Raw genomic sequence first — 24,962 nt, 5'->3', positions numbered from 1 at the left:
TTTTTTAACATGATTGTTAATGTTTCCTATTATGCATCAGATGTTAAGAGTTTTTCTTTAAAATAAAGTTTGTTTTTTTGAATCTAGGAGTTTTCAATCATTATGACGTTAGATATTTCTTTGAAGCCTATGGATCTTGCTGCTTTGCTTTGTAGTCGTATTTGCCATGATTTGATTTCACCTGTGGGGGCTATTCAAAATGCAATGGAGCTTTATGATGAAGGAGGAGCTGAAGAAGATGCTTTACAATTGGTGCGTTTATCCGTTGCGAGTGCTGCTGCACGTCTACAATTTGCGCGATTGGCTTTTGGTTTTGCTGGTGCAAGTGGAGGACAAATAGATACACGGACTGCAGAGCAGGTTGCTCAACAATATATGAAAGAAGAAAAAGCAACTTTAAAATGGCAAGCTTCTTCTTTATTGTTAGAAAAAGATGAAGTTAAACTTTTGCTTAATTTATTATTGATTGCAAACGCAACAGTTTCTCGTGGTGGTGAAATTGTTGTTATGATTTTGCAAGAAGAAAATAAACGTTCTTTTCGATTTGAGGTTTTCGGTAGAACTCTCCGTATCCCCCCTCATTTTCTTGCGTTATTTCATGGAGAAGTTCAAGAAGAGCTTATTGATGCACATGTCATCCAATTTTATTACACAATGTTACTTGCTCAGATGACAGAGATGAAAATAAATATTGATGAAAGTGATGGTTGTATTGTTTTAGAAAGTGTAAAAAAGCTTTGAATAAGAGAGAAGCGCTTAAGCTGTGTTGGGAAAAGTGGCTTCGATTGAACTTATGAGCGATAAGGTTATATGTGTAAATTGGGTGTGGTTACTTCTTAAGCTTTAAGCGCTTTCTATATGAGATTTTTAGTGTGCGAGTTCTCTACTTTTAATAGAGAAAAGATCTCGGGGAAAAAATCTCGGCCCGCTACACTCCGAGATTTTACAATGTGCATGTTCACTGTTTAAGCGGTTTTTCGTACGTTCTCTTCAACTGGATCACGTAATACATAACCACGTCCCCAAACTGTATCAATGTAATTTACACTGGAAGAGACTGCTTCCAATTTTTTCCGCAATTTACAGATAAAAACATCGATAATCTTTAGTTCTGGTTCATCCATTCCACCATAGAGATGATTGAGAAACATTTCCTTGGTAAGGGTGGTGCCTTTGCGTAAAGAGAGAAGCTCTAACATTTGGTATTCTTTACCGGTTAAATGAACAGGGCGCCCTGCAACTTCGACAGTTTTTGTGTCAAGGTTAACGGTGAGATCTCCGGTAACAATAACCGATTGTGCATGTCCTTTTGAACGACGAACAACTGCATGGATACGTGCAATGAGCTCATCCTTATGAAAAGGCTTCGTCATATAGTCGTCTGCCCCAAAGCCAAAACCACGAACCTTGTCTTCAATGGCATTCATACCAGAAAGGATTAAGACAGGAGTTTTTATTTTTGCCAACCTTAGAGTCCGCAAGACATCGTACCCTGACATGTCAGGCAAATTCAGATCAAGCAAAATGATATCATAATCATAGAGTTTTCCTAAATCGATACCTTCTTCACCCAGATCAGTGATATAAACATTAAAGTTAGCCGACTTTAACATCAGCTCAATGCTTTGAGTAACTGCTCTATCATCTTCAATTAATAATACGCGCATTTTAGATCCCTCACTTTGCTCCTTCACGAATCATAAGGAGCATTTCTATTTTATATCAGTTGGCAAAACCACTGTTATAAAAACAATTCATTAAATCAAACACTTATAACAAAGCGTTTATGAACATTTCAGTAGTACGCGTAACAATCACTACTAAATTCCCCACTATCCATGATAGTGGTTAACAAAATATTTTTATTTTTGAAAGAGGCTACAAAATTATTTTAGAAAAATCCTATATTTTTTAACATAATAAAAAGGGAGAGCTTTTTCTATAAACTTTAACTTAAAAAAAATTTGTAAAAGAGCTTTATAAATTACTTTTTTACAATTTCAGTGTTTATTTACTGAGCTTTAAATCTCTTCAGTTTATAATGGGGGAAAAATTAAAGAAATAGTTATTGTTCTATTAAAGCAGATTGTATTTTCAGATGCTTTAATGAAAGGCAAAAATTATTATAATTTCAAGTTAATAGACTGTTTTTGTCGGATAGATATATAACTAAAAGATATTTATTGGGTGTGAATGCGAGTTTTGAGTTGGCGCAATCAAGGAGTAGTGAGTATGAAGCCACGAGAAAATATGGTGCGATTGAGGATGTTTCAAGTGCGTGGAAAGCGCCGTGAAATTGCACAGCTTGAGATGATGATCGCAGAATTTGAACGAATGGTGTTAGAGTTGGAAGCACAGATTACTCATGAAGAACGTAAATCTGGAAACAATGATGTTCACCATTTTGCTTATTCTGCTTTTGCGCGTGCAGCGCGGCAAAGACGTGATAATCTGATCAATTCAATTCGTGATTTAGAACTTCAAAAAACAAATGCTGAAATTGCTCTCCATGAAGCTAATACAGAGCTGCAACGTGCACAGCTTTTGGAAGCACGAGAAAAGAAGATTGCTGCGGATGATAAGGATATTTTGATTCAATCTAATTCAATGGTTGGCTAATTTAATGGCTGGATGATAAAAGAAATTATTGAAAAATCCATTCTTTCAGGTTTATCTTTTGGATATAGTATAAAACAGCCAAACTTTTATCAAGTTTGGCTGTTTTATAGATTGCTTTATGTTATTAATCAATGGCAACTTCATGCCTGTAGTGTTGAATCTTGGTCGTTCGTAATCCCGCTAAACCGTGTTCATCGATTAAACTTTGCCATGAAAGAAATTCTTCTACAGTCAAAGTATAACGGTGGCACGCTTCGTCAAGACTTAACAATCCACCTCTGACAGCCGCAACAACTTCAGCTTTGCGACGAATCACCCAGCGCCGTGTTGTTTGTGGCGGTAGGTCGGCAATTGTAAGCGGACTTCCATCTGGCCCAATAACATATTTCATTTGTGTTTTTATCAAGTTGCTCATTCGTATCCTCTACTTTAGTCAAGGACTTGATTCGTTTATAGAGCATGAAATTTAAAAAAGAGCTAAAAGCGCTGAAAGAAAAAATTAATAAAGTGATTGGGTATGTAAAAAGAAGCTCAAGTTGAAGTGTGTAGAAGAGATTCTTGCAATATTTTACTGGATTTTTCAAAAGAGAAAAAAGGATTTCTCCTAAACGATTACCATTATGCCTTATTTCCATCATTCTTTTTTTGTTTGCAGCAGCTCTTAAGAAAGTAATGCCTATGGTTGTGGAAAGGATAAAAAAATAATATAAAGACAATCAATCATGTAAAAGTGCTAAAGAGCGTGCATCAGAATGTCAACATATAGGTAGCCATTAAACAGAGCATTAAATAGAGAATGAATACATGTTTTTAAACAGTCTTGATTTACCAGGGCAACCTGAGGATTTTCGCATTGTTGTTGCAATGTCGGGGGGGGTTGATTCATCGGTTGTTGCAGGTCTTTTGAAAAAGGAAGGGTATAATGTTATTGGCATTACGTTGCAGCTTTATGATCATGGGGAAGCAACGCATCGGGTGGGGGCGTGTTGTGCAGGACAAGATATTGAGGATGCACGCTGCGTTGCAGAAACACTAGGAATACCGCATTATGTTCTTGATTATGAAAAGCGCTTTCGTGAAGCTGTTATTGATCCTTTTGCAGAAAGTTATGCTCATGGAGAGACCCCAGTACCATGTATTGCATGTAATCAAACGGTTAAGTTTGCTGATTTATTAGCAACGGCACGCGAATTGGGGGCAGATGCTTTGGCTACGGGACATTATATTCGTTCGCGTTCCCACGGAGCGCATCGAGCACTCTTTCGTCCTCTCGATAATGATCGTGATCAGAGTTATTTTCTCTTTGCAACGACACAAGAACAGATTGATTATTTGCGTTTTCCACTTGGTGACCTTCCAAAAGCCCGCGTTCGTGAAATGGCAGCAGAAATGGGCTTTGTGGTTGCCAATAAGCATGATAGTCAGGATATTTGCTTTGTTCCACAAGGAAAATATTCAGATGTTATCGCAAAACTGCGTCCAGAAGCAGCTAATCCTGGCGTTATTGTCCATATTGATGGAAAGATTTTAGGTAAACATTCGGGAATTGTTAATTATACGGTTGGTCAACGTCGTGGTATTGGGGTGTCAACGGGTGAAGCGCTTTATGTGGTTTATCTCGATGTGGAAAATGCACGTGTTATTGTTGGACCGCGTGAAATGTTAGAAACGCATAAGCTTTTTTTACGTGATGTGAATTGGCTTGGTGATGAGTCGTTAGATAATTTTCCTTCTCAAGGTATTGAGGTGGCTGTAAAGGTGCGTTCAACGCGTCCTCCTCACCTTGCGCGTTTACATTATAAAGAAGGTATTTTTTCCGTTGATTTATTGGAATGTGAAAATGGTGTGGCACCAGGGCAAGCTTGCGTTCTTTATGATGGAAATGGTCATGAGGCGCGTATTCTTGGGGGAGGATTTGTAACACATTCAGAACGTGCAGCCGATACTGAAATGATGTTGAAGCGCGTTTTATGCAATTTCGAAACAAAAGATTCTGTTTTCTCAGAACTAAAAACAACAGCTTTATAAAGCATAGTAAATTGATTTAATGATATCTTTTAACCTTAAACTTGAATGAGAGACTTCCGGAAGATTTTCTCATTGAAAATTTGTTTTATGATTGAATCCATCACATTATATCTTCTGCACGTCATAAGTGGGGTTAGGGTGTGGAAAGTGATGAAAAAAATGTAAAATGTTTTTTATCAATGCTTTCAAAGGCTAAGGAACGGCAATATTATTGGAGACTGGTAGATAACACACAACATTAGGTATGTTCTATAACTTGAAGTGTTATCATCTTTAGTGGTCAAAGTTGGTAAAATGAGCAAGTGCAATACCTGAGGCTGTGGCAACATTAAGGCTGTCAAAACCGTCAGTCATGGGAATACGTAAGGTGTTTGATTGTTGTAGTATATGGGGTGGTAAGCCATCGCCTTCTGTTCCAAAAATAAGTGCCATTCTTTTGGTTTTGTTGGCTTGTTTGAGAGTGTGTGAGGCAGAAGGGGAGAGTGCATAAAGATGAAAGTTTTCATCGTTTAGAGCAGCTATAATGTCATCTATATCAGCGTTTTGTGTATAGGGTACTTTTAAAGCAGCGCCGGCAGAAACTCTTATTGATTTGCGATAAAGTGGATCGCATGAGGTTTTGTCGACAATAATGCCATTACTGGCAAAGGCTGCTGCATTACGAAAAATTGATCCCATATTATCGTGATTCGAGATACCACATAAAATAAGAATCAAAGCTTTTTCTGGAAGATATTGTAAAAAACTTTGTAAAGATGGCAGTATTTTGCGTTTACCAATACCCAGAACACCACGATGAACATGGAAACCGGTGATATTATTCATAACTTTTTGTGGAACGCAATAAATGGGACATAGGGGCTGTGTTTTTTCTAAAAGCGGTAGAAGTCCAGAGAGACGGTTTGCTACGATAAGCAGTGAGATGGCAGAAAACTCTTTTGAGTGCAGTAATGCGGACAAAGTTACTTTGCCTTCAGCAATAAATTGATGTTGCCGTCCAACAAGATCTTTTTCACGGATATTATGATAGGCTTTTAGGCGTGGATCATCTGTTTCATTGATTGTTGTGATATTCAAATGCATGCGAGATTTTTAGTGCTTTTTTCTTATGATTTCCAGATGTTAGAATTTTTTTTATTTTAAAAGAAGAGATAAAAAATACTTTTTTAAAACTTATGGTAGAATTTATGTTGACAATATGCAACCATAGGTATAATGTGAAAATACTGATACGGAATCATATATTTTTCTCGTATCGGGTGCAGTGTCTTGGGTCCCCGCTATTTCCCAAGTTCTGTATGCCCTTAATTTCTAAGGGAAAAGAATCTGGGTCCCCAATGCCCAGATTCTTTTTTTGAGGGTAATCATTGTTCTTCATTTCTATATCTAAATTTTTTAGTAAATCATATTTTAAAATCCAGTTGATCTGTAAGGTTACAGTAGAGTGCTAAGATATTTTTTCTAAGGTGCAAAGATGGCTTATAGATGGGTTATAATGCATATCATAAGACTAAAAAAATGCATGATTATGATAGATTTGAGCAAAAACAAGTTTTTCGTTTATGAGAAGTGAGATGGCTTTAAGTTATTCAGAAAACGATTAATAATGAAGGTTATGTGTTTGATTGCTCTTGGGAAAGCTCTTCGTTCTATTATTTTCTCTCTTCTTTATTTATTGGTGCTGTTCGTGTAACTAAGCAGTTTTTACGATAATAATGGTGAGCTGAGGCGTTTATTGTATGATGAAGCTTCTGTAATATTGAGGAAAGATCGTCGTTATGCCAAAAGTATAATGATATGGTTGAAAATATTAATTCCCTATTTCGTGAAGAAAAGGATGAGGTTCATGGATGTAAAAATCAATATACAAAGCTTAACTTTATACTCTATTTTTATTGCGTGTATTGTTTTTGCTTTGAAATATTGGGCATATCACATCACAGGTTCGGTTGCACTTTATTCTGATGCATTGGAATCAATCGTTAATATCCTTGCGTCATTGGCAGCATGGTGGGCTGTTAAAGTGAGTATGAAGCCAGCAGATCATGATCATCCCTTTGGGCATCATAAAGCGGAATATTTTTCCGCAATTCTTGAAGGGGTACTCATTATTATTGCGGCAATTGTTATTTTAAGAGAAGCATGGATAGCTCTTTCTACCGTTAAATTGTTGCAGAAGCCTGGAATATGGCTTGCTATTCATCTTATTGCAACTGTCATAAACTGTATGTGGGGAATGGTTCTTATTTGGCAGGGAAAACTCCATCGCTCACCGGCTCTTAAAGCTGATGGAGTACATTTTATAACTGATGTTTTTACGTCGCTTGCAATTTTAATTGGTTTGATTGCTGGTTTTGTTGGAGGATGGGGAGCTTTAGATCCAATTTTAGCGATAATCGTTGCTGTTAATATTCTCTTACAGGGCTGGAAGGTGATTAGAAATGCTGTTCAGGGATTAATGGATGTTGGCGTTGAATTGAATGAAAGTATGCGGATTCGGGAGCTGATTTCTGCAAATGCATCGGGTGCGCTTGAGGTCCATGATTTGCGGACGCGTGTTGCTGGGAGGGTTACTTTTATAGAGTTTCATTTGGTTGTGCCTGCTGTAATGCAGGTAGGAGAAGCACATAAAATTTGTGATAAAATCGAAGCTGTTCTTCAAAAAGAATTTGATAATGTACGTATTTCTATTCATGTCGAGCCTGAAGATGAGGCAAAATTGCCTCCCGGTACAACGGTAATCCCTTTTATATAAAAAGATTTTTCAAATTGTCTGTTATGTTATAATGGCTGTTTTTTATGATGGAGCGATTCATACCTCTCGAAAATACGATGATGCTCTTTTGTTGATTTTATTTTTGCATCAATCAAGTATACAAGGTTAAACAGAGTATTTAAGGCAAGATTTATTCTATTTCGTTAAAACACTGTCATTTAAGGTGTGGTGAGATAAGGCATATAAAATTTGATCTATTAAGTGTTTTTAGAGTATGGAGTAAATATTCAAAATAGGACTTACTGCTGTATTCTTTTGTAAGTGAATCTCATGAAATGATTAGCAGCTTAAATCCATTTAAGAAAACGGACTGTTTACAGACTGTTGGGAGTAGATGTTTCGTTGCTTAGGGCGAAGAGGAGTGAAGCCTTCGTAATAAGTTTAATGAGATTTAATTATAAATTTTATATAAAAGTTATGAATAGGGTTTTAAAGTTTGTGATCATAGATTAATCATCATTATTGTTGCTAATAAATGTATTGTTTTATCGATACAATGGATTCTGTTTAGAGTGTTCTTTATTGCATGAAGGATGGGGACTCATTAAAGAATGAAAAAAATAATGCTCATGTCTCTACTCTTTGAAGGATATTATTGTCGTTGCTGTAGAAAATCGCAAAGCTGAACTAAAGAATGATGCTAAAGATAGAAACTGGTTTTAATTGATGCTTTCATATTTTCATTCCAATCTGGCATCAAAATTTTACAAGGACTCGTACAGTACTGGTGCATCCTAATCATAAATATGCTTCTACATTAGAGCTATTTTAATTTGATAGACAATAACAAAAAACAAAGAATTTATAAGGAAAACAATGCTATAAAGTCAAAAATTTATATGCAATAAATTAGAGAGGTAGATCGAATTTTTATAAAATACTTTATGAAACAACACTAAACATATCTGGCTTTACTTTTACTTATTTTTACAAACGTTCGTTTGTGTCTTTTGTGTTATATTCGTAAAGATCAGATTAGCGGTAATCTAAAGATAACTCTTGGTTGAGAATATGAAAGGAAAGCGTGATACTATAGTAGACTTTTTTCTGTCTTTATCACTCAACCAGTATAAAGTGATTATAAATCCGTGATTTCTCCAAAAATGATTTTGTCATACCTATAAACAAAGTTAGATCAAAACGACTTTTTTCTCTTAAAACTGTAAACAAATATATTGTATCCGTATAGCTTGAACAAAGTTAGATGTTTACCTGAATGACGATAGTATATATTTTAAGGATAGAGAAGATATTTCATATCGCTATGATGTTATTCAAGAGCTCTTAAAACAATGATTCCTGGTGTTTTTTCAACATAATTCATAAAAGGAGAATCAACGACTTTTTCGTTTTCTTTTCGTGAAGAAGCATTTCTTAACATTGGCCCTTTATCTGTCATGATAAAGAAGCCCACATGTGTTACATCCAATCCAGTAAGTTTTGTATAAATACCAATGAAATCACCAGACTGTAAACGACCTATAACCTCCTCATTAATAAAGTTACTTGGAATATACGTTATCGTGCGTTTCACAACTGGCAACCCAGGTAGATAGCTTTCACCATCAGCTTTTTTGTTAAGATATTTTTCTATTTTTACCGCATGGGGACTTATTTCAGCGGTAATATCAGTGGCGAGTTTATATTCTCTATAAGCCCAATCTGTAAAAAAATGTTTCCGATTTAAAAAATGAACATTACCGTTAATATAACGTGTTTTTATGACGTTATTTATGAATTCTGTTTGGGATGTTGATTTGCGCAATGCTTCAACATAATCCAGATAAGTGAAGCAATCTAAGCCTCTAAAGTCAATAATCAGTTTTTCTGGTGTATTTTCTAAGCCATGTAACATATTTGCTTGGTAAGGTGTCCCTAAAAAAGCTTCAGAAAGAAAGTCAATCATGGCTCCTTTTTCGTGATCATTTATTTCTGAACGTTTTTTGAGAAGAGCATTTAATTTATTTAAAGTATAGGGATCTAGCTCTACGCTGGTTGTTTGTTGTGTTTCTATTTTATTTTCTATCCCCCCCTCTTGTGAATAAGAATTTTGGACATCACGTCCTATCACTAACATTAAAGTGAGAATTAATAGGGATATTTTTTGCATTTTATACACCATTTTTAAATTTAACAGTTCACGGACAACACGTACTAAAAGAACTGTTTTCTCATGCTTATTAGCATTTGTATGTAATAATAACATATAATATTGATTGATTCAATAAATATAATCAGTTTTTACAGTATTAATATATTTTTACGATGATTATTAAATATTTAAATTATTATATGTTATTGATTTATCTAATAGAGTTGATGTTTTAAAAATTAGCAGTATGATAAGTGGTAATAATGTATTATAAAATTAATCATAATATCTATAAAATTATTTTGATATTCTATGTCTTACGAGGAATTGTTAATGATTTATTCTCATAAGTATTTTTTCATTTAATATAAAATATATTTTTTATAATTTGATAATTATATATCAAGTAAAAATAATTTTATATTTTTATCTTGACTCTTTTTGTAATTTTTAATTTGTTATTATTTTGTATGTGAAAAGTATAGGGTATAGAATACTTTTAAAAGGAAACGGGAGTTAAAAGAGAGCGGGGGAGTCATTGTACGCGTAAAATAGTGTGTATGTTATGCAAGACCAAATGCTCAATCCGAAATTTGTTCAGCGTGGGCTCATTTTAGTGTTCATCACTTTATTATTAGATATTCTTTGTATTGCGATCATTTGTCCTGTTTTGCCTGAATATTTTTCTCAATTAACTGGAAAAGAGGTCAGTACATCTTTTGTAGAAAGAGGAAAATTACTTGCAGCTTATTCAGTGATGCAGTTTTTGTTTGCTCCTGTTATTGGCAATCTCTCTGATCGTTATGGTCGTCGTCCTATTTTGCTTCTCTCTATTATCTGTTTTGCTCTTGATAATCTCATATGTGCTATAGCATGGAGCTATTCTATGTTATTTATCGGGCGTCTTTTGTCAGGGATAAGTGGCGCTAGTTTTGCAACTTGTACAGCTTATCTTGCGGATATATCCGATGATAAAACCCGTACACGCAATTTTGGTTTGTTAGGCATTGCATCCGCATTGGGGTTTATTTTAGGATCGTTTATTGGTGGTTTTTTAGGTCAGTTTGGTCCGCGTATTCCGTTTTATTTTGCTGCTGGTTTTTCTCTCATTAATTTTATTTTTTCTTGGGTTATGCTTCCAGAAACCCTTTCTTTATGGAATAGGCGCTTTTTTGATATTAAGCGGGCAAATCCCTTAGGTGCTTTTTGGCATCTGAAACAATACCCGATGGTTCTTTGGGTGTTATTGGTCTTTTTTCTTTATTGGTTTGCGGAATCTGTATGGTTAAGCATTTGGGCTTTCATTGCAAAAGAACGCTATGATTGGAGTTCTTTTTCTATTGGACTCTCCTATAGTGTTTTTGGGATAGGCCAATTTATTGTAGTCGCTCTCATTTTGCCTTATTTTTCTAAACGATGGAGTGATTGGCATATTGTTATAGTGGGGCTTTTGTTTGCCTCTGTTGCTATGCTGGGCTATACATTCGCGACGCAGGGGTGGATGGTATATATGGTTTGTGTGTGTACTATGCTTGAGTATCTTGTTCATGCACCTATACGTGCTATTGCTTCAGCGCAGGTACCGACAAATGTACAAGGAGAACTGCAAGGAGCGATGACATCTGTTATTTCGTTGAGTTTAACATTTGGTTCTGTTTTTTATGTGTTTCTTTTTGAATGTTTTACAGATAAAAATGCACTGTTTTATTTTTCTGGTGCTCCTTTTGTTGGAGGCTTTTTTCTTCTTGTTGTTGCGACAGTTATTTTTGTCTTGCGGGTACGTTAATTTATTGAGAGGGGCTGGTACGTACTATTTTGCTAGAGAATGCACAAGATAAACAAAATGTATCATTTTATAGGCAGAAAGTTTTTTGTGATATTTATTTCACAAAGTGTTGTATAGAATATCGATATATCCTTCTCATTTTAGTGAAAATAATTTTTTTATTTTGTGATATTGTTTGTATAGGGGAGTCCGTATTTTTTCTATTGCTTGCAAATTAATATCCAATGCTAATGCAGCAGCATATTGAAAACAAAGATTAAAACGTATCTGAGTTAGATTTATCAGTATTGTATGAAAAATTCCAAATTTTATATGGAAAATTGGAAGTAAAATATTGCTTATATTTGTTGCCATAACTTCTGGAATCAAAAGAAAACCTCATTTTGGAAGAATATAAATTTGTAAAATTGAAAAGATGTTTTCTGTTTTGCGATTACTTTTTTATTCGACTTTACAGTTTTCTAAACCATCTACGGCAATATCTTTTAAAAAGTAGAGATTTATTGCATTGTCTCACACTTTATTTTTTTTATTCTTTAGGAGGGATTATGTTTCTCATGCACAATAGAATGCTTAAAATTGTACTGTGAATCAAATACTTATTTGAAGGTTAGGCACTTTACTCTTTTTAAAAATGGTTTTTATCGACCCACTTATCTTGTTTGGGGGGAGAAGTCAATGATTTTGATGGATACGACCTTAAGAGGAGAGGAATGAGAAAAATTTAAGCTATTCAGAGCGCTCTTTTTAGTTTCAGAATGATAAATAAGAATATTTATTCAATAAGTTGTAGGTATAAAAATAATATAATTGTGCGTAGGAAGATGATATAATTTGAAGGAGAGAAGCTAAAAGGTGAGGCTTTTTATTTTAAGATATTTTTTTATAATTCATAATGAGATCACTAAAATGCTGAAAGAGGTAGTGGCTATCTTGTGGTCCCGGAGAAGCTTCAGGGTGATATTGAACAGAAAAAACAGGTTTTCCAATGATTCGAATACCACAGTTTGAGCCATCAAAGAGAGAAATATGTGTTTCTTGAACATGTTGTGGTAAAGAGGCAGAATCTACGGCAAAACCGTGATTCATCGATACAATCTCAACTTTTCCAGTGTTAAGGTCTTTAACTGGGTGGTTGGCACCATGATGTCCTTGGTGCATTTTCACGGTCTTTGCACCAACTGTAAGAGCGAGAAGTTGATGACCAAGACATATTCCAAAAATTGGTAAATTATGATCAATTAATGTTTTGATTGTTGGAATGGCATATTGAGCCGTAGCTGCGGGGTCTCCTGGTCCATTAGAAAGAAAAACGCCATCAGGGTTCATTGCCAGAATTTCTTTTGCAGTTGTGTGGGCAGGCACAACAGTAATGCGGGCTTTTTGTGTTGCCATAAGGCGAAGAATATTACGTTTAATACCGTAGTCAATTGCAATGATATGAAGATTGTGCACATTGTTTGTACCGTATCCTTTATTCCAACTCCATGGTTTTTCATCCCATTGCATTGATGATTGAGATGTCACATCTTTCGTAAGGTCAAGATTGACGAGACCGTGCCATTTTTGCGCACGTTTCTTTAAAGAAGGAATATCAAAATTTCCATTAGAATCATGTGCAATGACAGCATTTTGCGCACCTTTTTCACGAATAAGAATTGTGAGCGCACGTGTATCAATACCACAAAGTGCAATAATTTTACGCATTTTAAGCCATTGATGAAGATTTTCATTGGCACGATAATTTGAAGGATTTGTAATATCTGCCTTGAAAATAGCGCCAACAGCACCATGACAATTGAGAGGAGAGAGATCTTCAATATCTTCGCTATTTGCCCCTACATTTCCTATATGAGGAAAAGTAAAATTAACGATTTGTTGTGTGTATGACGGGTCTGTGAGGATTTCTTCATAGCCTGTGATGGCGGTGTTAAAACACACTTCAGCTTCAGCGATACCTGTAGCACCTGCTCCTTTGCCTTCAATAACGGTTCCATCTGCTAAGACTAAGAGGGCTGTAGGTTTTTTGATACTCCAAGGGTGGCTGGGTGAAGTCGCTTGTATCATAGTATGTATCCACAATTTATTCTCTGAAAGGTATAATGATCAACTTTACACAAAAATCATACCTTTAGCAGATGCTGTGTATATTATTCTGGTAACGTTTTGCTTGAAGTAGGCAGTATAAGTACATTCCATGAAGAGGTAAAGTCTTGTTTTAGCTTTTCGAAGATCGAGTCCTTAATTATTTTTTTTATCCTCCATTGCAAGATGGATAAAGATTGGTTAAAAGGCATCTTCTTCTTGAACAAAATTGGATAAATTTATGTTGCGTAACCAGATTGATGGGGCTCTTAGGGCTGCTTTGAAAGCGCAAGATAGTGCGCGTCTTGCTACACTTCGTTTAATGAATGCTGCAGTTAGGGATCGTGATATTCTTTATTATGATGAGGGGAAGCTAGAAGTGGATGATCAGCAGATACAGTCTGTTTTCACTAAAATGCTTCAACAGCGTGAAGAATTGATGCGAGCCTATAAAGAGTCTGGTTGTTTGGAATTGGCAGAGAGAGGACAAGCAGAAATAGAAGTTATTCGTGAATTTCTTCCCTATCAACTTAAGGAGATGGAAGTAGAACAGGTTCTTTGTGAAGCTTTGGCACAAACAAAGGCTGAAAAATTACGCGATATCGGTAAGGTGATGGCATGGCTTAAGGAACGGTATGCGGGGCAAATGAATTTTTCTAAAGTGTGCAATAGTCTTCGTAAGAAATTGCAATAGATCTTGTTAATTCAAGGGGATTGGAAAATATTTTTTATTATGCGTCGCCTTTGTAAGTCAGTAGGATGTTGATAAATTTCATTTATTTGTACACACATACTATTATAAAAAAAATAACTTTTTGATATCAACGAAACTTTTTGGGCTCTCATAGAGCAATGAAACATCTTTTATGTATTATATTTTCTGTTTTTCAAAGCTGTTAGACCATTAAAAAACAAAAGTATTATAGAGTTTTTACTTTTTTAAAAAGATCTATTGTCAGCACTGTTAAAAATTTTAAAATAGGATGATTAAGGTAATTGATACAGATTTCCAATTTTGGGGAGTGTATTATTGTCTTTTTTGCTGTTTCAAAGTATTTTTTTGATAAAAAGTTTCCGTATTTTAGAGTGGTGATTATTCAGCAAGAAATTTAAATATAGATGGTTTTATCAATATGGTGTGTATCTTTTTAATTCAAGTGCTGGTTTTAATGATAAGAAAATCAAAACTTTAAAACGTTTTTTCTAGGGAAGAGATTTTTAAGTTGAGTTTATGAAATAAAAAGATCTTTTGAAAAGAAGTCTCTGTTTGTAATGTGTTCTTGAGATAATTTTGAAATTCTTTTCTCTGATTAAATCCCTTATAAGCTATATAAAATCTATAAATTATGCAGAATAAAATGAGTAACCTCTATTTGTGGGGATACAGTGGTGAATCTGTTAAAAATAGTTCAGTTAGCAATAATGGCTTACCCGTTAACCGCAAGCGGGAACGACGTGCCCATAGTGCACCTTGTTGACCAATATGAATGTAATCGCGGGTTAATTTGTCATTGTTAAATAAATAATGTCCTAGAGGTACAGTTCCCAAATGCATTAAGGCTTGATTGTGTAGGAGGGTTTCTTGTGGAATTACAGTGCGTCCAAGGAGCCAAGGTTTATTATCTCCCATTAATATGACTTCACGTAGCCAATAACGCGCACTTTCGGGGAGATGCTCTGCTTCTTCTGTTAATTTATCTCGCGTAATAAAACATTCGCGTTGTGGTTGAACTTGGAGGCAGGTACAATATTTCTTTAATCGAAGCGTCATTGAGCCCGATTCCATGAGCCAATCGCGAACGTTTTCTGGTATTGGAGGACTTTGATCAGAAAACCACTTTAGAGGTGGTAAGATGGAATCTTCAAGATCAGACATCGTTTTACTCCACAGCTAAAGTCTTATTCCATATGTTATGTTGGGTTAAATAGATAGCTCTATTGTAATACAAGGAGTATAAAAGCAGTAAGATTTTAACAGGAAGATATCAAAGGGAAAATCGAAAGCAAAGGTCTTTAAAAGAAGATATGCAGGAAGTATATATTATAGGATTATTTTCATTTAAAAAAGCAAAATAAAGTATTATGTTTTGTTCAAGGCGCTTTCACAATGTGTTACGGAAATTTCTTTATCGCATGAGAGCAATGGGAAAAATGTTTCGTGCTTTAAAATTCGTTTGTAACGCATATAAAGAAGAGCTAAAAATTCATCTATGCAAGATGATATAAAGAGGAAGTTTTAAGAGGAACAAAACTTTATTTTATACTTTAGAGAGTGAAGAGATATTCAAAACTTTTGAATTGAGATGTAAAGGAGATCGTATTCTTTATAATAAAGAAGTTTATATTAATGCATATATTTTTGAAAACTTTAAAATATATTATATTATTAAAATTGTTAAAAATTACTTCATATAACATAATATGTATTAATTCTATAATAAAGTTACATTAATATTATTTCATATTTATTTTATATACTATTTTATTTCATAGATTAGAAAAAATTATTTATCATTTTGTTCTTTCCGTCTCTCTTTATTTCTTAAGATGCAAAAAAGCTCTTCGATTTTTCTTGGTAAAAAGGGTATTGTTGATAGAGTGTAAGCTATTAAGCATTATACGGTAGAATCTTTAATCATCGTTAGTGATTTTTGTAACCTTATGGGTTGTTATTCCAGTGAGATAAGCTGGATTTGCGCACGTGGTACAAAAATCAGTTCGTATTTCGTTAAAGTAACGCAACATATCTCTCCTGATATGCGTAAGTTTATATAGGTATGAAATGGTGCGTTATAAAGTTCTTTACTGCATTTGGTTTTATAATACGGTGATGGTGTATGCCTAAAATCGCAGCTTAAGCATCTCACCATCATATCAAAATTGGTAACAACAAGTTACAGGGGAATATTTCAAACTCTGCTAGTTGTTTCCTAGTTTTGTATTGAATCCCAAAAGGTGTAAAAAATAAATACTCTATGATCGAATTTTTTGTCCTATCCATATAAGAATACAGGCTCCTATAAAACCTGAAATAAGATAGCCAAGCCAACCAGCAAAACTTACACCTAAAAGACTAAAAAGAAAGCTTGCTAGCGCAGCGCCAATAATCCCTAAGATAATATTTAACAATATTCCTGTTTGGCTTTTCATAATATACTGTGCTGCCCAACCTGCAATCCCGCCGATAATAATAGCTGCAATCCAACCTATGTTTGCATTTTCCATGATACCCTCCTTTGCCTGAATTTAAATTGTAACTAGAGTAAACTTTGTAAAAATCAAGGTTTATTCCTTTTTTACCCAGTGGAAAGGATATTTCTGTTAGATATTTTACTTATTACTTTCCTTTATATTAAAATAATAATCACATTTATATTATATATAATAATTAATAAGTATAAATTATATAATACATTTTAATTTATAAACAAATTAATTAATTGAGAAATATGAATAAAAGAAGAAAATATTAGTGAAAATGTTTTAAGAACTCATAAAGTGTATTTATAAGCTTTTTAAGCTCTCTCTTACATTTAAAAAACAATTGTGATTAAAGTAATAAGCAAAATGGATATTTAAAAATTTGGAGCTTGCCAATTGATATCAATGATTTTTGAAATGAAAACTGTTTCGTTGACACGTTATAGCATGGCTGTATAGGTTGAACCTCTACCAATCTTGATATAAACGTTGCATTTTTGTGGGGTTTTGTATTCCTTATAGAGTATTTCTGTTTCGTTGCTACTGTGAAGCGGTTCCCTTTTTACAAGGCGGGTTTAGGTTAGAACTATCATACTCTTGACCTATTCTTTATGTGTTTAACAGTTTTGGCTTTGAGATGGTTAGGCATTTTTACGTCTTTCTTCAAGAGTTCTATTCTATATACTGCTTTGTTTGTAATGTGCAAGCAAATGACTTTGAGCAATTCATCATGAATAGATTTTAAATGAAAGAAACTTACGATGAAGAAAGCTCATTTAAATTGTCGAATAATAAGATATTTTGATTAAATCAATATCTTGACCATATTCAAAATTGAATAATCGATGTGATGTGTGTTTTATTCAAGTTATTTGAAAAGTTTAATTTTTTTCTGCTTGTTCTTCAGCAGGGTTGCGTAGACGAGAATTTTGAAGAAGTCCCTGTTCTTCTAAAATGGGGTAGATCATTGAGGTCAAAAGAGAGTTGATTTGTTTGAGGTCGCGCACAGTGTCGAGATGAAGACTGGATGATTCTACATTTTTGAGATCCCCTTCACGCAGACGTTTAAAATGTTTTAAACTCATCTCTTTTTCTAAGTTTCGTAGTTGATCTTTTTTTTGTACCAATAGGTGTGCAGTGTGTGTATCACGTGAGACGAGAACGTTAAATGCTATATGCGCGTTGGCTAGTACAATGGCGTGGAAACGAAGGAGGTCACTCCAGCCCTCGCTGCTGAACTGTAAACCTTTTTGTTGTTTCTTTTTAACCAGCATCAACATATTATGAATAATGATATCGCCTGCTTGGTCTAATTTTATACAGGCGCCTAGAAGTTCTTGCGTTTGAAGAGCTTCTTCGTCAGATAATTTTTGTCCCGCTAATCGGGCAAGATAAAGTTTGATGGCGATATGTTTTTTGTCCAATATGGTGTTGAGTTGGTTGAGTTCACGAATAATATTGGGATCAGGCTTTTCATAAAGTCCCATAATTTTTTCTAGCATGATGTCTACAAGATCACAAATATGAATGACTTCACGCATGACATTTGAGAGGGCGAGAGTTGGGCGATCAAGAACACTGTCATCAAGAGCTGTTTGATCAGATAAATTGAGCGTTTTGTCGGCTTGCATTTTTTTTGCACTTATATTCACGATCTGAGTGGTTAATTTTAAAACCCATTTTGAAAGCGGTATTCCAGCAAGGAGAATGAAAACATTAAAAATGATATGGGCGTTGATCACTTGAGTAGGGGCGTTATTGCCAAGCCATGTGATGGGAGGGTGAAAGGAGAGAAATAAGATAAGTATAAGGATTGACCCTGCCCCACGCATGAGTAAATTTCCTAAGGGAACGAGGCGGGTATTAGGAGAGGCGTTGCGCGTTAAAAGTGGTGCTATAAGAGAAGAGCCAAAGTTGACACCAAGAACCATGACAACACAGAGTTGCGTATGGATAAGATCGTAGTTGGCAAAATTGACCAGCAAAATGATTCCTGCAATGGATGAATGTAAGAGGTAGGTTAAGCCAGCAGCCAACAAAAAAGTGGAAATAGGATCGCTTGAAAGATAACGAATGATGCTAGGCAAAATTTCGCTTTCACGTAAAGGTTCTGTCGCGGTACTTATCATTTCTAAAGATAAAATCAAAAGACCAATACCGATGACAATACGTCCTATTTGACGCCATTCACGTTTTTCTGTTGCCATGAAGATACAAGTGCCAATTAAAAGACACAAGGGTACAACAAGAGTGAGGTCATAGGTGAGAATTTTTACAACGATTGCTGATCCTAATTCTCCTCCACGTACAGCCATAAGTCCTGCTACTCCAGAGACAAAACCAGATTCAACGAAAGAGCCAACGAGGAGTGTTATTGCTGTAGAGCTTTGTAAAATCATTGCTGTAAAAAGCCCAAAACTTACGGCAAACAATGGTTTTGAAATGACGTGGCACATTTTATATTTAAGTCTGTCACCATAGGCGCGTTCAACTCCTGTGCGCACCATGCGTGTGGCCCAGAGAAGTAAAGAAATAGCGCCGGCAAGATGAAGGAGTACCAATGAACCATTCATGATACTTTATTCTTTCTTTGTTGTTGTGAATGTGGTTGCCTCAAATTAATAAATTGAAGTTTATTGTTTTTATTTCACTTTTGCTTTTAATACTTGATTAAAATCATAACCGCTTGGATTTTGAAAAACCTTTAGACCGAAACAGGGTAGAATGGAATAGAGGTGATCAAAGATATCGCCTTGAATTTGTTCATAGTCGATCCAAACGGTGGTGTTCGTAAAGCAATAGATTTCTAAGGGTAAACCATTTTCTGTAGGAGGTAATTGTCGTGCCATATAGGTCATATTAGGGTTGATGTTTAGATGCTGTTGTAGATAAGCAAAAACATAAGCACGAAAAGTTCCAATGTTGGTTAAACGGCGCGTATTGGCTAAGATATCATGATTTTTATCTAATTGAGCATTCCATTGATCAATTTCTGCTACTTTTTGCGTGAAATAATTTTCTAATAAATTAAATCGGGAAAGATATTTTTGTTCTTCTTTTGTGAGAAAATGGATACTTGATTGATCAATAAAAAGAGAGCGTTTGATGCGTCTTCCACCCGATTCTTGCATTCCACGCCAATTTTTAAAAGGGTCGGTCACAAGTTTACGGATAGGAACTGAGGTGATGGTGTTGTCGAAATTTTGAACTTTAACAGTATGCAAGGCAATTTCAATAACATCACCATCGGCACCGAGATTGGGGATTTCAATCCAATCCCCAACACGAACCATATCAGTGGATGAAATTTGAATACCGGCAACGAGAGAAAGAAGCGTATCTTGAAAAATTAACATGAGAACCGCGGCCATTGCACCAAGACCGGAGAAGAGAATAAGAGGGGAGCGGTCAATCAATGTAGCGACCATTAAAATTGTTGCAACAGCAAAAAGTGCAATTTTAGCAATTTGAATATAACCTTTTATTGGTTTTAGTCGTGCTGTTGGTCGTTGTTCGTAAAGGATGTTAATGACATTGAGACAGGAAGAAATTGTCAGGACGACAAAGAAGATAATGAAGGCGTTAGCAACATTACCGATGATAGTGCTAAATGCATCGGGCAATGTTGAGATAAAATTAACACCAATTGAAAGAATAAAAGCTGAAATGATATCCGCTATGTATTGAATAGCATTATTAATATCGATCGTTGTATTTTTGGGGAGAAAAGAAGAGAGTTTTTTTGCTCCGTGAATAAGTAATTTTCGTCCTAGAAAGTTCACTAAAAGGGCAGCTATAATAAGAATAACAAGCCAAGAAATAGCCTCTAACCACGGATATTGAGCAATAAATTCGATCACTTTTTATTCTCCATTTCTAAAAATATATGCAGTTGAGGGTTTAAAATTTTACAACTGCTTAAGAGGAAGTATTGGAATTATGCTCTAAAGTCGTTAAATATGCAAAAAAGAATTTTCAAACTCTGTGAGAGATAATGCGTTTTCCGCCCGATTTCCTTAATGAACTGCGTACGAGACTCCCAATTTCAACAGTGATTGGTCAACGGGTGGATTTTGATCCTCGAAAAAGTAAGCCTTCACGGGGAGACTTTTGGTGTTGTTGTCCATTTCATGGTGAAAAAACGCCAAGTTTTCATTGTGATGATCATAAAGGGCGCTATTATTGTTTTGGTTGTGGTGTAAGTGGAGATATTTTTACCTTTTTGTGTGAGCTTGATGGACTGCACTTTTCAGAAAGTGTAGAGCGTTTGGCTGATTTTGCGGGAATGAAACTCCCTATTTTGGATTCACAAAGTCATAAACGTCAACTGGAAAAAGCTGACCTTTATGATGTGATGAAAATTGCCACAGATTTTTTTCAATATAATTTACGCGATAAAGGAGGTATGCAAGCACGTCGTTATCTGGATGCACGTGGTGTTACACCAGAGCTTGTAGAGCGTTTCCGCATTGGTTTTGCACCGGTAAGGCGTACAGCTTTGAAAGAAGCTTTGAGTGCACGGGGCATTTTAATAAAGCAAATGGAAGAATGTGGGCTTCTCTCAGTGCATGAGGAGAGCGCGGATTCTTATGACCGATTTAGAAATCGCATTATGTTTCCTATCGAAGATTTGCGTGGACGTGTGGTGGCTTTCGGAGGGCGTGCATTAGAGAAAGAGACACGAGCAAAATATCTCAATAGCCCTGAAACAGTGCTGTTTCATAAAGGAAATATACTTTATAACGCGGCAGCAGCTCGCAAAAATAGTCGCTTTGTTGGCGATGAAAAAATTCATTCACTCCTTGTTGTTGAGGGGTATATGGATGTCATTGCATTGACTAAAGCTGGTTTTGAAGGAGTTGTAGCACCCTTAGGGACAGCATTAACGGAAGCGCAAATTGAGCTTTTATGGCAGATGGGGAAGGAACCTATTTTGTGTTTTGATGGTGATGATGCTGGTTTAAAAGCTGCTTTTCGTGTTGCTGATCGTGTGTTGCCTCTTTTAAAGGCTGGGGTTTGTGTACGCTTTGTTTTGTTGCCACAAGGGAAAGATCCTGATGAAATTGTTTGTGCTGGTGGAGCACAGCTTTTTTCTTCTTTTTTGCAAAAAGCTATTCCTTTGAGTGAGCTTTTATGGTGGCGTGCTACCTATGGAAAGCATTTTGAAATTCCAGAGACACGAGCAGCGCTAGAAAAACAACTAAAACAACAAATTTTTACGATTAAGGATGAAGATGTCCGTCGTTATTATTTGCAAGATGTAAAAAAACGCCTTTTTGATTTTTTTCGTCCCTCTTTTTCGAAAAAAAGGGGGGAAGGGCGATATGGTCAATCTTCACCAAATAGGACCTTTAAAGATCAAACCTTTTCTCTGTTAGCAAATTCTGAAATAGTACGAAATTCTTCGCAATCTATCCCTTTGCGTGAAGCAGTGATTTTACTCACTTTAGCTTACTATCCTGAGTTGTGGTATGAAAATTTTGAAATTCTTTCTGAGTTAGAATTAAAAAATACTCAATTGATAATTTTTCATCAAGCTATGTTGGAAATTCTTGGGGACCAACAGCTTCATGATAAAGAGACGATGGTTGCATTCTTAGAAAAAAGAGGGCAAAAGGCTCTGTTAGAGCGTATGAAATATCTTGTGCAAAATATTGGTATGCGTATTATCCTTGGTGGAGCCCCTATAGAAAATGCACGTGCTATATTAAAACAAGCTGTCTACTTGCATCTTCAAGAACACCACCTACATAAGAGGTTACAGGATATTGAAGAGCAACTTGTAGAAAATCCTAAGAGTGAGGTTTTTGATCTGCTTCGTGAGGTAAAAAATGAGCTGGAACAGATGCAGGCAACAGAAGCGTTAATTGAAGGATTTGGAAGTTGGTTGGATGAAAAAATAGACGGGAATACACAAGATACGATAAAATGATTCGCTTTTTTAATGCGAATCAGTCACTTAAATTTTAGATGAGGAAGTTTATGTGGAGTGACATTTTTATAAAGATGACAATTAAATTTTAGGAAAAGCGGGTAAATTTTAGGAAAAGCGGGAAATTGGTTCTTACGATAGGGTGCAGAGATTATCTCAGAAGGGCTGAGAGGTGTCGGGGAAACTTCTGGAGTTTTCCCGCGTTTTTGTCTGGGTATCAAGTTTGTCTGGATGTCAGGGCGTATACAAAATGTATTCTTTCCAATGGTAATCTCTTAACAGGAAGTATATATTGAGTAACTATTGGTAGATTTTAGTGAGAACAAAAAAACTGGTCACATGGAAACTGTGAAGTGATCGAGTGGAGTTATGGTATGGCAACAAAGGTTAAACAGAAAGATAATGCAGAAGTAACAAACCAAGCGAGTTTGGATAGTCCTCTTCTTGATTTTTCTGATGATGCCATCAAGAAAATGATTAAACTTGCCAAAAAAAATGGTTACGTAACAATGGATGAACTCAATGCAGTTCTTCCTTCTGACGAGGTTACATCCGAACAAATTGAAGATATCTTGGCGATGTTCTCTGAGATGGGGATTAATGTTGTGGATGATGAGGATGAAGTTGAGTCTGAAAATTATGAAGAAGAAGTTACGGTAGAGGGGGGTGATTTAGTAGAAGCCTCTAACCACGCAATTGCAACGACAACGAATAAACGCGAAGTAACAGATCGTACGGATGATCCGGTGCGTATGTATTTGCGTGAGATGGGAGCTGTTGAGCTTCTTTCGCGGGAAGGCGAAATTGCCATTGCTAAGCGTATTGAAGCAGGGCGTGAGACAATGATTGCGGGACTTTGTGAGAGTCCTTTAACTTTTCAGGCTCTTATTATCTGGCGTGACGAGTTAAAAGAGCAGCGTATTCTTCTTCGTGAAATTATTGATCTTGAAACGACTTATGCTGGTCCAGAAGCAAAGCAGGCTCCTGTTATTGAGCGAAGTGAAGTTGATAAGACCGTAGAAGAAAAAATGTCTTCTGGTATACGTAATATGGGGGAGAGCGCAGGAGAGAGAAACATTGAAGACGATGATGAAGAGGACGAGGACGATGTTAACTTATCGCTTGCTGCAATGGAAAATGAACTTTGTCCTCAAGTTATGGAAACATTGGATTTTATTGCTCAAACCTATGTAAAATTACGAAAATTACAAGATCAGCATGTTGAAAGCAGTTTGGCAGAGCGTAAAGAGGGGGCCCTTACATCTTCTCAGAAGAAGAAATATATTCAATTAAAGGGTGAGTTGATTCAAGCAGTAAAATCTCTTTCTTTAAACCAAAATCGTATCGAAGCTTTGGTTGAACAGCTTTATGACATCAATAAGAGATTGATTCATAATGAAGGTAAGTTGAAACGGATTGCCAATAGCTATGGCATTGGCCATGAGGACTTTTTAAAAGAATACCAAGGGCGTGAATTGGACGCAGATTGGATGAATTATATTGCTGCTTTGCCTACACCTGGTTGGAAAGAGTTTTCGGTGCGTGAAGCAAAAGAAATCCAAAAACTGCGAAGTGATATACAAAATCTTGCGCAAGAAACGGCTATTTCGATTGGTGAATTTCGTCGGATTGTTATGCAGGTGCAGAAAGGTGAACGCGAATCAACAATTGCAAAAAAAGAGATGGTAGAATCTAATTTGCGTCTTGTCATTTCAATTGCAAAAAAATACACCAATCGTGGTTTGCAGTTTCTTGATCTTATTCAAGAGGGCAATATCGGTTTGATGAAGGCTGTGGATAAGTTTGAATATCGGCGCGGCTACAAATTTTCAACTTATGCAACATGGTGGATTCGTCAAGCTATTACACGTTCAATTGCTGATCAGGCACGTACAATTCGTATTCCTGTTCATATGATTGAAACAATTAATAAAATTGTTCGTACCTCGCGTCAGATTCTCCATGAAATTGGACGAGAACCAACACCAGAAGAATTATCTAGCAAGCTTTCTATGCCGTTAGAAAAAGTACGAAAAGTTCTTAAAATTGCAAAAGAACCTATTTCTCTCGAAACACCTGTTGGTGATGAAGATGATTCCCATTTGGGTGATTTTATTGAGGATAGGAATGCGTTATTACCAATTGATGCTGCTATCCAAGCTAATCTGCGAGATACGACAACACGCGTTCTTGCTTCATTAACACCACGAGAAGAACGTGTTTTGCGGATGCGTTTTGGAATAGGGATGAATACAGATCACACGTTGGAAGAAGTAGGACAACAATTTTCAGTTACAAGAGAGCGTATTCGTCAAATTGAAGCAAAGGCACTTCGTAAATTGAAACATCCTAGCCGTTCACGAAAATTGCGCAGTTTTCTCGATTCTTAAATAAGGAATGCGTGTCCATTTTAATAACTTCCTCCTTCTTCTTAATGAAGGGG

17 protein-coding genes are annotated in these 24,962 nt (G+C 35.7%); 8 read left to right on the top strand and 9 right to left on the bottom strand.

Annotated elements, in window-relative coordinates:
* Window positions 1-102 precede the first annotated feature (102 nt).
* Window positions 103-741: a histidine phosphotransferase ChpT gene (gene chpT / locus ACFIMX_RS03340; protein WP_375618189.1), complete on the top strand. Its 639-nt coding sequence runs from the start codon at window positions 103-105 to the stop codon at window positions 739-741.
* A 224-nt stretch (window positions 742-965) separates the two neighbouring features.
* Here chpT and ctrA read toward each other — a convergent pair whose 3' ends face one another.
* Window positions 966-1,667 carry a response regulator transcription factor CtrA gene (gene ctrA, locus ACFIMX_RS03335; RefSeq protein WP_273790819.1) on the bottom strand — a complete coding sequence of 234 codons (702 nt, stop codon included), beginning with the start codon at window positions 1,665-1,667 and terminating at the stop codon, window positions 966-968.
* Between the two features lie 565 nt (window positions 1,668-2,232).
* Between ctrA and ACFIMX_RS03330 the strand changes: the two genes are divergently transcribed.
* On the top strand, window positions 2,233-2,619 hold the full coding sequence (locus ACFIMX_RS03330) for a flagellar export protein FliJ (RefSeq protein ID WP_375606932.1): 387 nt from the start codon (window positions 2,233-2,235) through the stop codon (window positions 2,617-2,619).
* A 124-nt stretch (window positions 2,620-2,743) separates the two neighbouring features.
* On the opposite strand, the gene ACFIMX_RS03325 is transcribed toward ACFIMX_RS03330, so the two are convergent.
* Complete coding sequence (locus ACFIMX_RS03325; protein ID WP_375618190.1) at window positions 2,744-3,034, bottom strand: DUF1153 domain-containing protein; 291 nt, start codon at window positions 3,032-3,034, stop codon at window positions 2,744-2,746.
* Between the two features lie 389 nt (window positions 3,035-3,423).
* Here ACFIMX_RS03325 and mnmA point away from each other — a divergent pair, with 389 nt between their 5' ends.
* Window positions 3,424-4,647 carry a tRNA 2-thiouridine(34) synthase MnmA gene (gene mnmA / locus ACFIMX_RS03320; protein ID WP_375694025.1) on the top strand — a complete coding sequence of 408 codons (1,224 nt, stop codon included), beginning with the start codon at window positions 3,424-3,426 and terminating at the stop codon, window positions 4,645-4,647.
* 273 nt (window positions 4,648-4,920) lie between these two features.
* Here mnmA and ACFIMX_RS03315 read toward each other — a convergent pair whose 3' ends face one another.
* Complete coding sequence (locus ACFIMX_RS03315; protein WP_375640411.1) at window positions 4,921-5,730, bottom strand: TrmH family RNA methyltransferase; 810 nt, start codon at window positions 5,728-5,730, stop codon at window positions 4,921-4,923.
* Between the two features lie 763 nt (window positions 5,731-6,493).
* On the opposite strand from ACFIMX_RS03315, the gene ACFIMX_RS03310 reads away from it, so the two are divergent.
* A complete protein-coding gene (locus ACFIMX_RS03310) occupies window positions 6,494-7,402 on the top strand; it encodes a cation diffusion facilitator family transporter (protein WP_375640413.1) in 909 nt (302 codons plus the stop codon).
* Between the two features lie 1,291 nt (window positions 7,403-8,693).
* On the opposite strand, the gene ACFIMX_RS03305 is transcribed toward ACFIMX_RS03310, so the two are convergent.
* Window positions 8,694-9,533 (bottom strand): DUF1460 domain-containing protein, encoded by an 840-nt coding sequence (locus ACFIMX_RS03305; RefSeq protein ID WP_375694024.1) that lies wholly within the window; start codon window positions 9,531-9,533, stop codon window positions 8,694-8,696.
* 547 nt (window positions 9,534-10,080) lie between these two features.
* Between ACFIMX_RS03305 and ACFIMX_RS03300 the strand changes: the two genes are divergently transcribed.
* Complete coding sequence (locus tag ACFIMX_RS03300) at window positions 10,081-11,301, top strand: MFS transporter (RefSeq protein ID WP_375618195.1); 1,221 nt, start codon at window positions 10,081-10,083, stop codon at window positions 11,299-11,301.
* 870 nt (window positions 11,302-12,171) lie between these two features.
* Here the strand turns inward: ACFIMX_RS03300 and carA are convergent.
* On the bottom strand, window positions 12,172-13,368 hold the full coding sequence (gene carA, locus ACFIMX_RS03295; protein ID WP_375618196.1) for a glutamine-hydrolyzing carbamoyl-phosphate synthase small subunit: 1,197 nt from the start codon (window positions 13,366-13,368) through the stop codon (window positions 12,172-12,174).
* A gap of 259 nt (window positions 13,369-13,627) precedes the next feature.
* Between carA and ACFIMX_RS03290 the strand changes: the two genes are divergently transcribed.
* On the top strand, window positions 13,628-14,080 hold the full coding sequence (locus ACFIMX_RS03290) for a GatB/YqeY domain-containing protein (RefSeq protein ID WP_375609255.1): 453 nt from the start codon (window positions 13,628-13,630) through the stop codon (window positions 14,078-14,080).
* Between the two features lie 675 nt (window positions 14,081-14,755).
* Here ACFIMX_RS03290 and ubiC read toward each other — a convergent pair.
* From ubiC to ACFIMX_RS03270, 4 genes are all read right to left on the bottom strand, one after another.
* Window positions 14,756-15,262, bottom strand: coding sequence for a chorismate lyase (gene ubiC, locus ACFIMX_RS03285; protein ID WP_375640416.1), 507 nt, complete (start codon window positions 15,260-15,262; stop codon window positions 14,756-14,758).
* 1,097 nt (window positions 15,263-16,359) lie between these two features.
* Complete coding sequence (locus ACFIMX_RS03280) at window positions 16,360-16,611, bottom strand: GlsB/YeaQ/YmgE family stress response membrane protein (protein ID WP_375611967.1); 252 nt, start codon at window positions 16,609-16,611, stop codon at window positions 16,360-16,362.
* A gap of 857 nt (window positions 16,612-17,468) precedes the next feature.
* Entirely contained in the window at window positions 17,469-19,160 is a 1,692-nt protein-coding gene (locus ACFIMX_RS03275) for a Na/Pi cotransporter family protein (protein ID WP_375640417.1), read from the bottom strand.
* Between the two features lie 69 nt (window positions 19,161-19,229).
* The gene (locus ACFIMX_RS03270) at window positions 19,230-20,447 is read right to left on the bottom strand and encodes a mechanosensitive ion channel family protein (protein WP_375640418.1); all 1,218 of its coding nucleotides are present in this window, start codon (window positions 20,445-20,447) and stop codon (window positions 19,230-19,232) included.
* A 134-nt stretch (window positions 20,448-20,581) separates the two neighbouring features.
* Between ACFIMX_RS03270 and dnaG the strand changes: the two genes are divergently transcribed.
* Both dnaG and rpoD read left to right on the top strand, forming a co-directional pair.
* Window positions 20,582-22,519: a DNA primase gene (gene dnaG / locus ACFIMX_RS03265; RefSeq protein ID WP_375640420.1), complete on the top strand. Its 1,938-nt coding sequence runs from the start codon at window positions 20,582-20,584 to the stop codon at window positions 22,517-22,519.
* 374 nt (window positions 22,520-22,893) lie between these two features.
* Window positions 22,894-24,909 (top strand): RNA polymerase sigma factor RpoD, encoded by a 2,016-nt coding sequence (gene rpoD / locus ACFIMX_RS03260; RefSeq protein WP_375640467.1) that lies wholly within the window; start codon window positions 22,894-22,896, stop codon window positions 24,907-24,909.
* Window positions 24,910-24,962 lie beyond the last annotated feature (53 nt).

This window comes from Bartonella sp. AD24XZML (assembly GCF_042196485.1).
GTDB lineage: Bacteria > Pseudomonadota > Alphaproteobacteria > Rhizobiales > Rhizobiaceae > Bartonella.
This window is presented reverse-complemented; position numbering and strand designations above follow the sequence as displayed.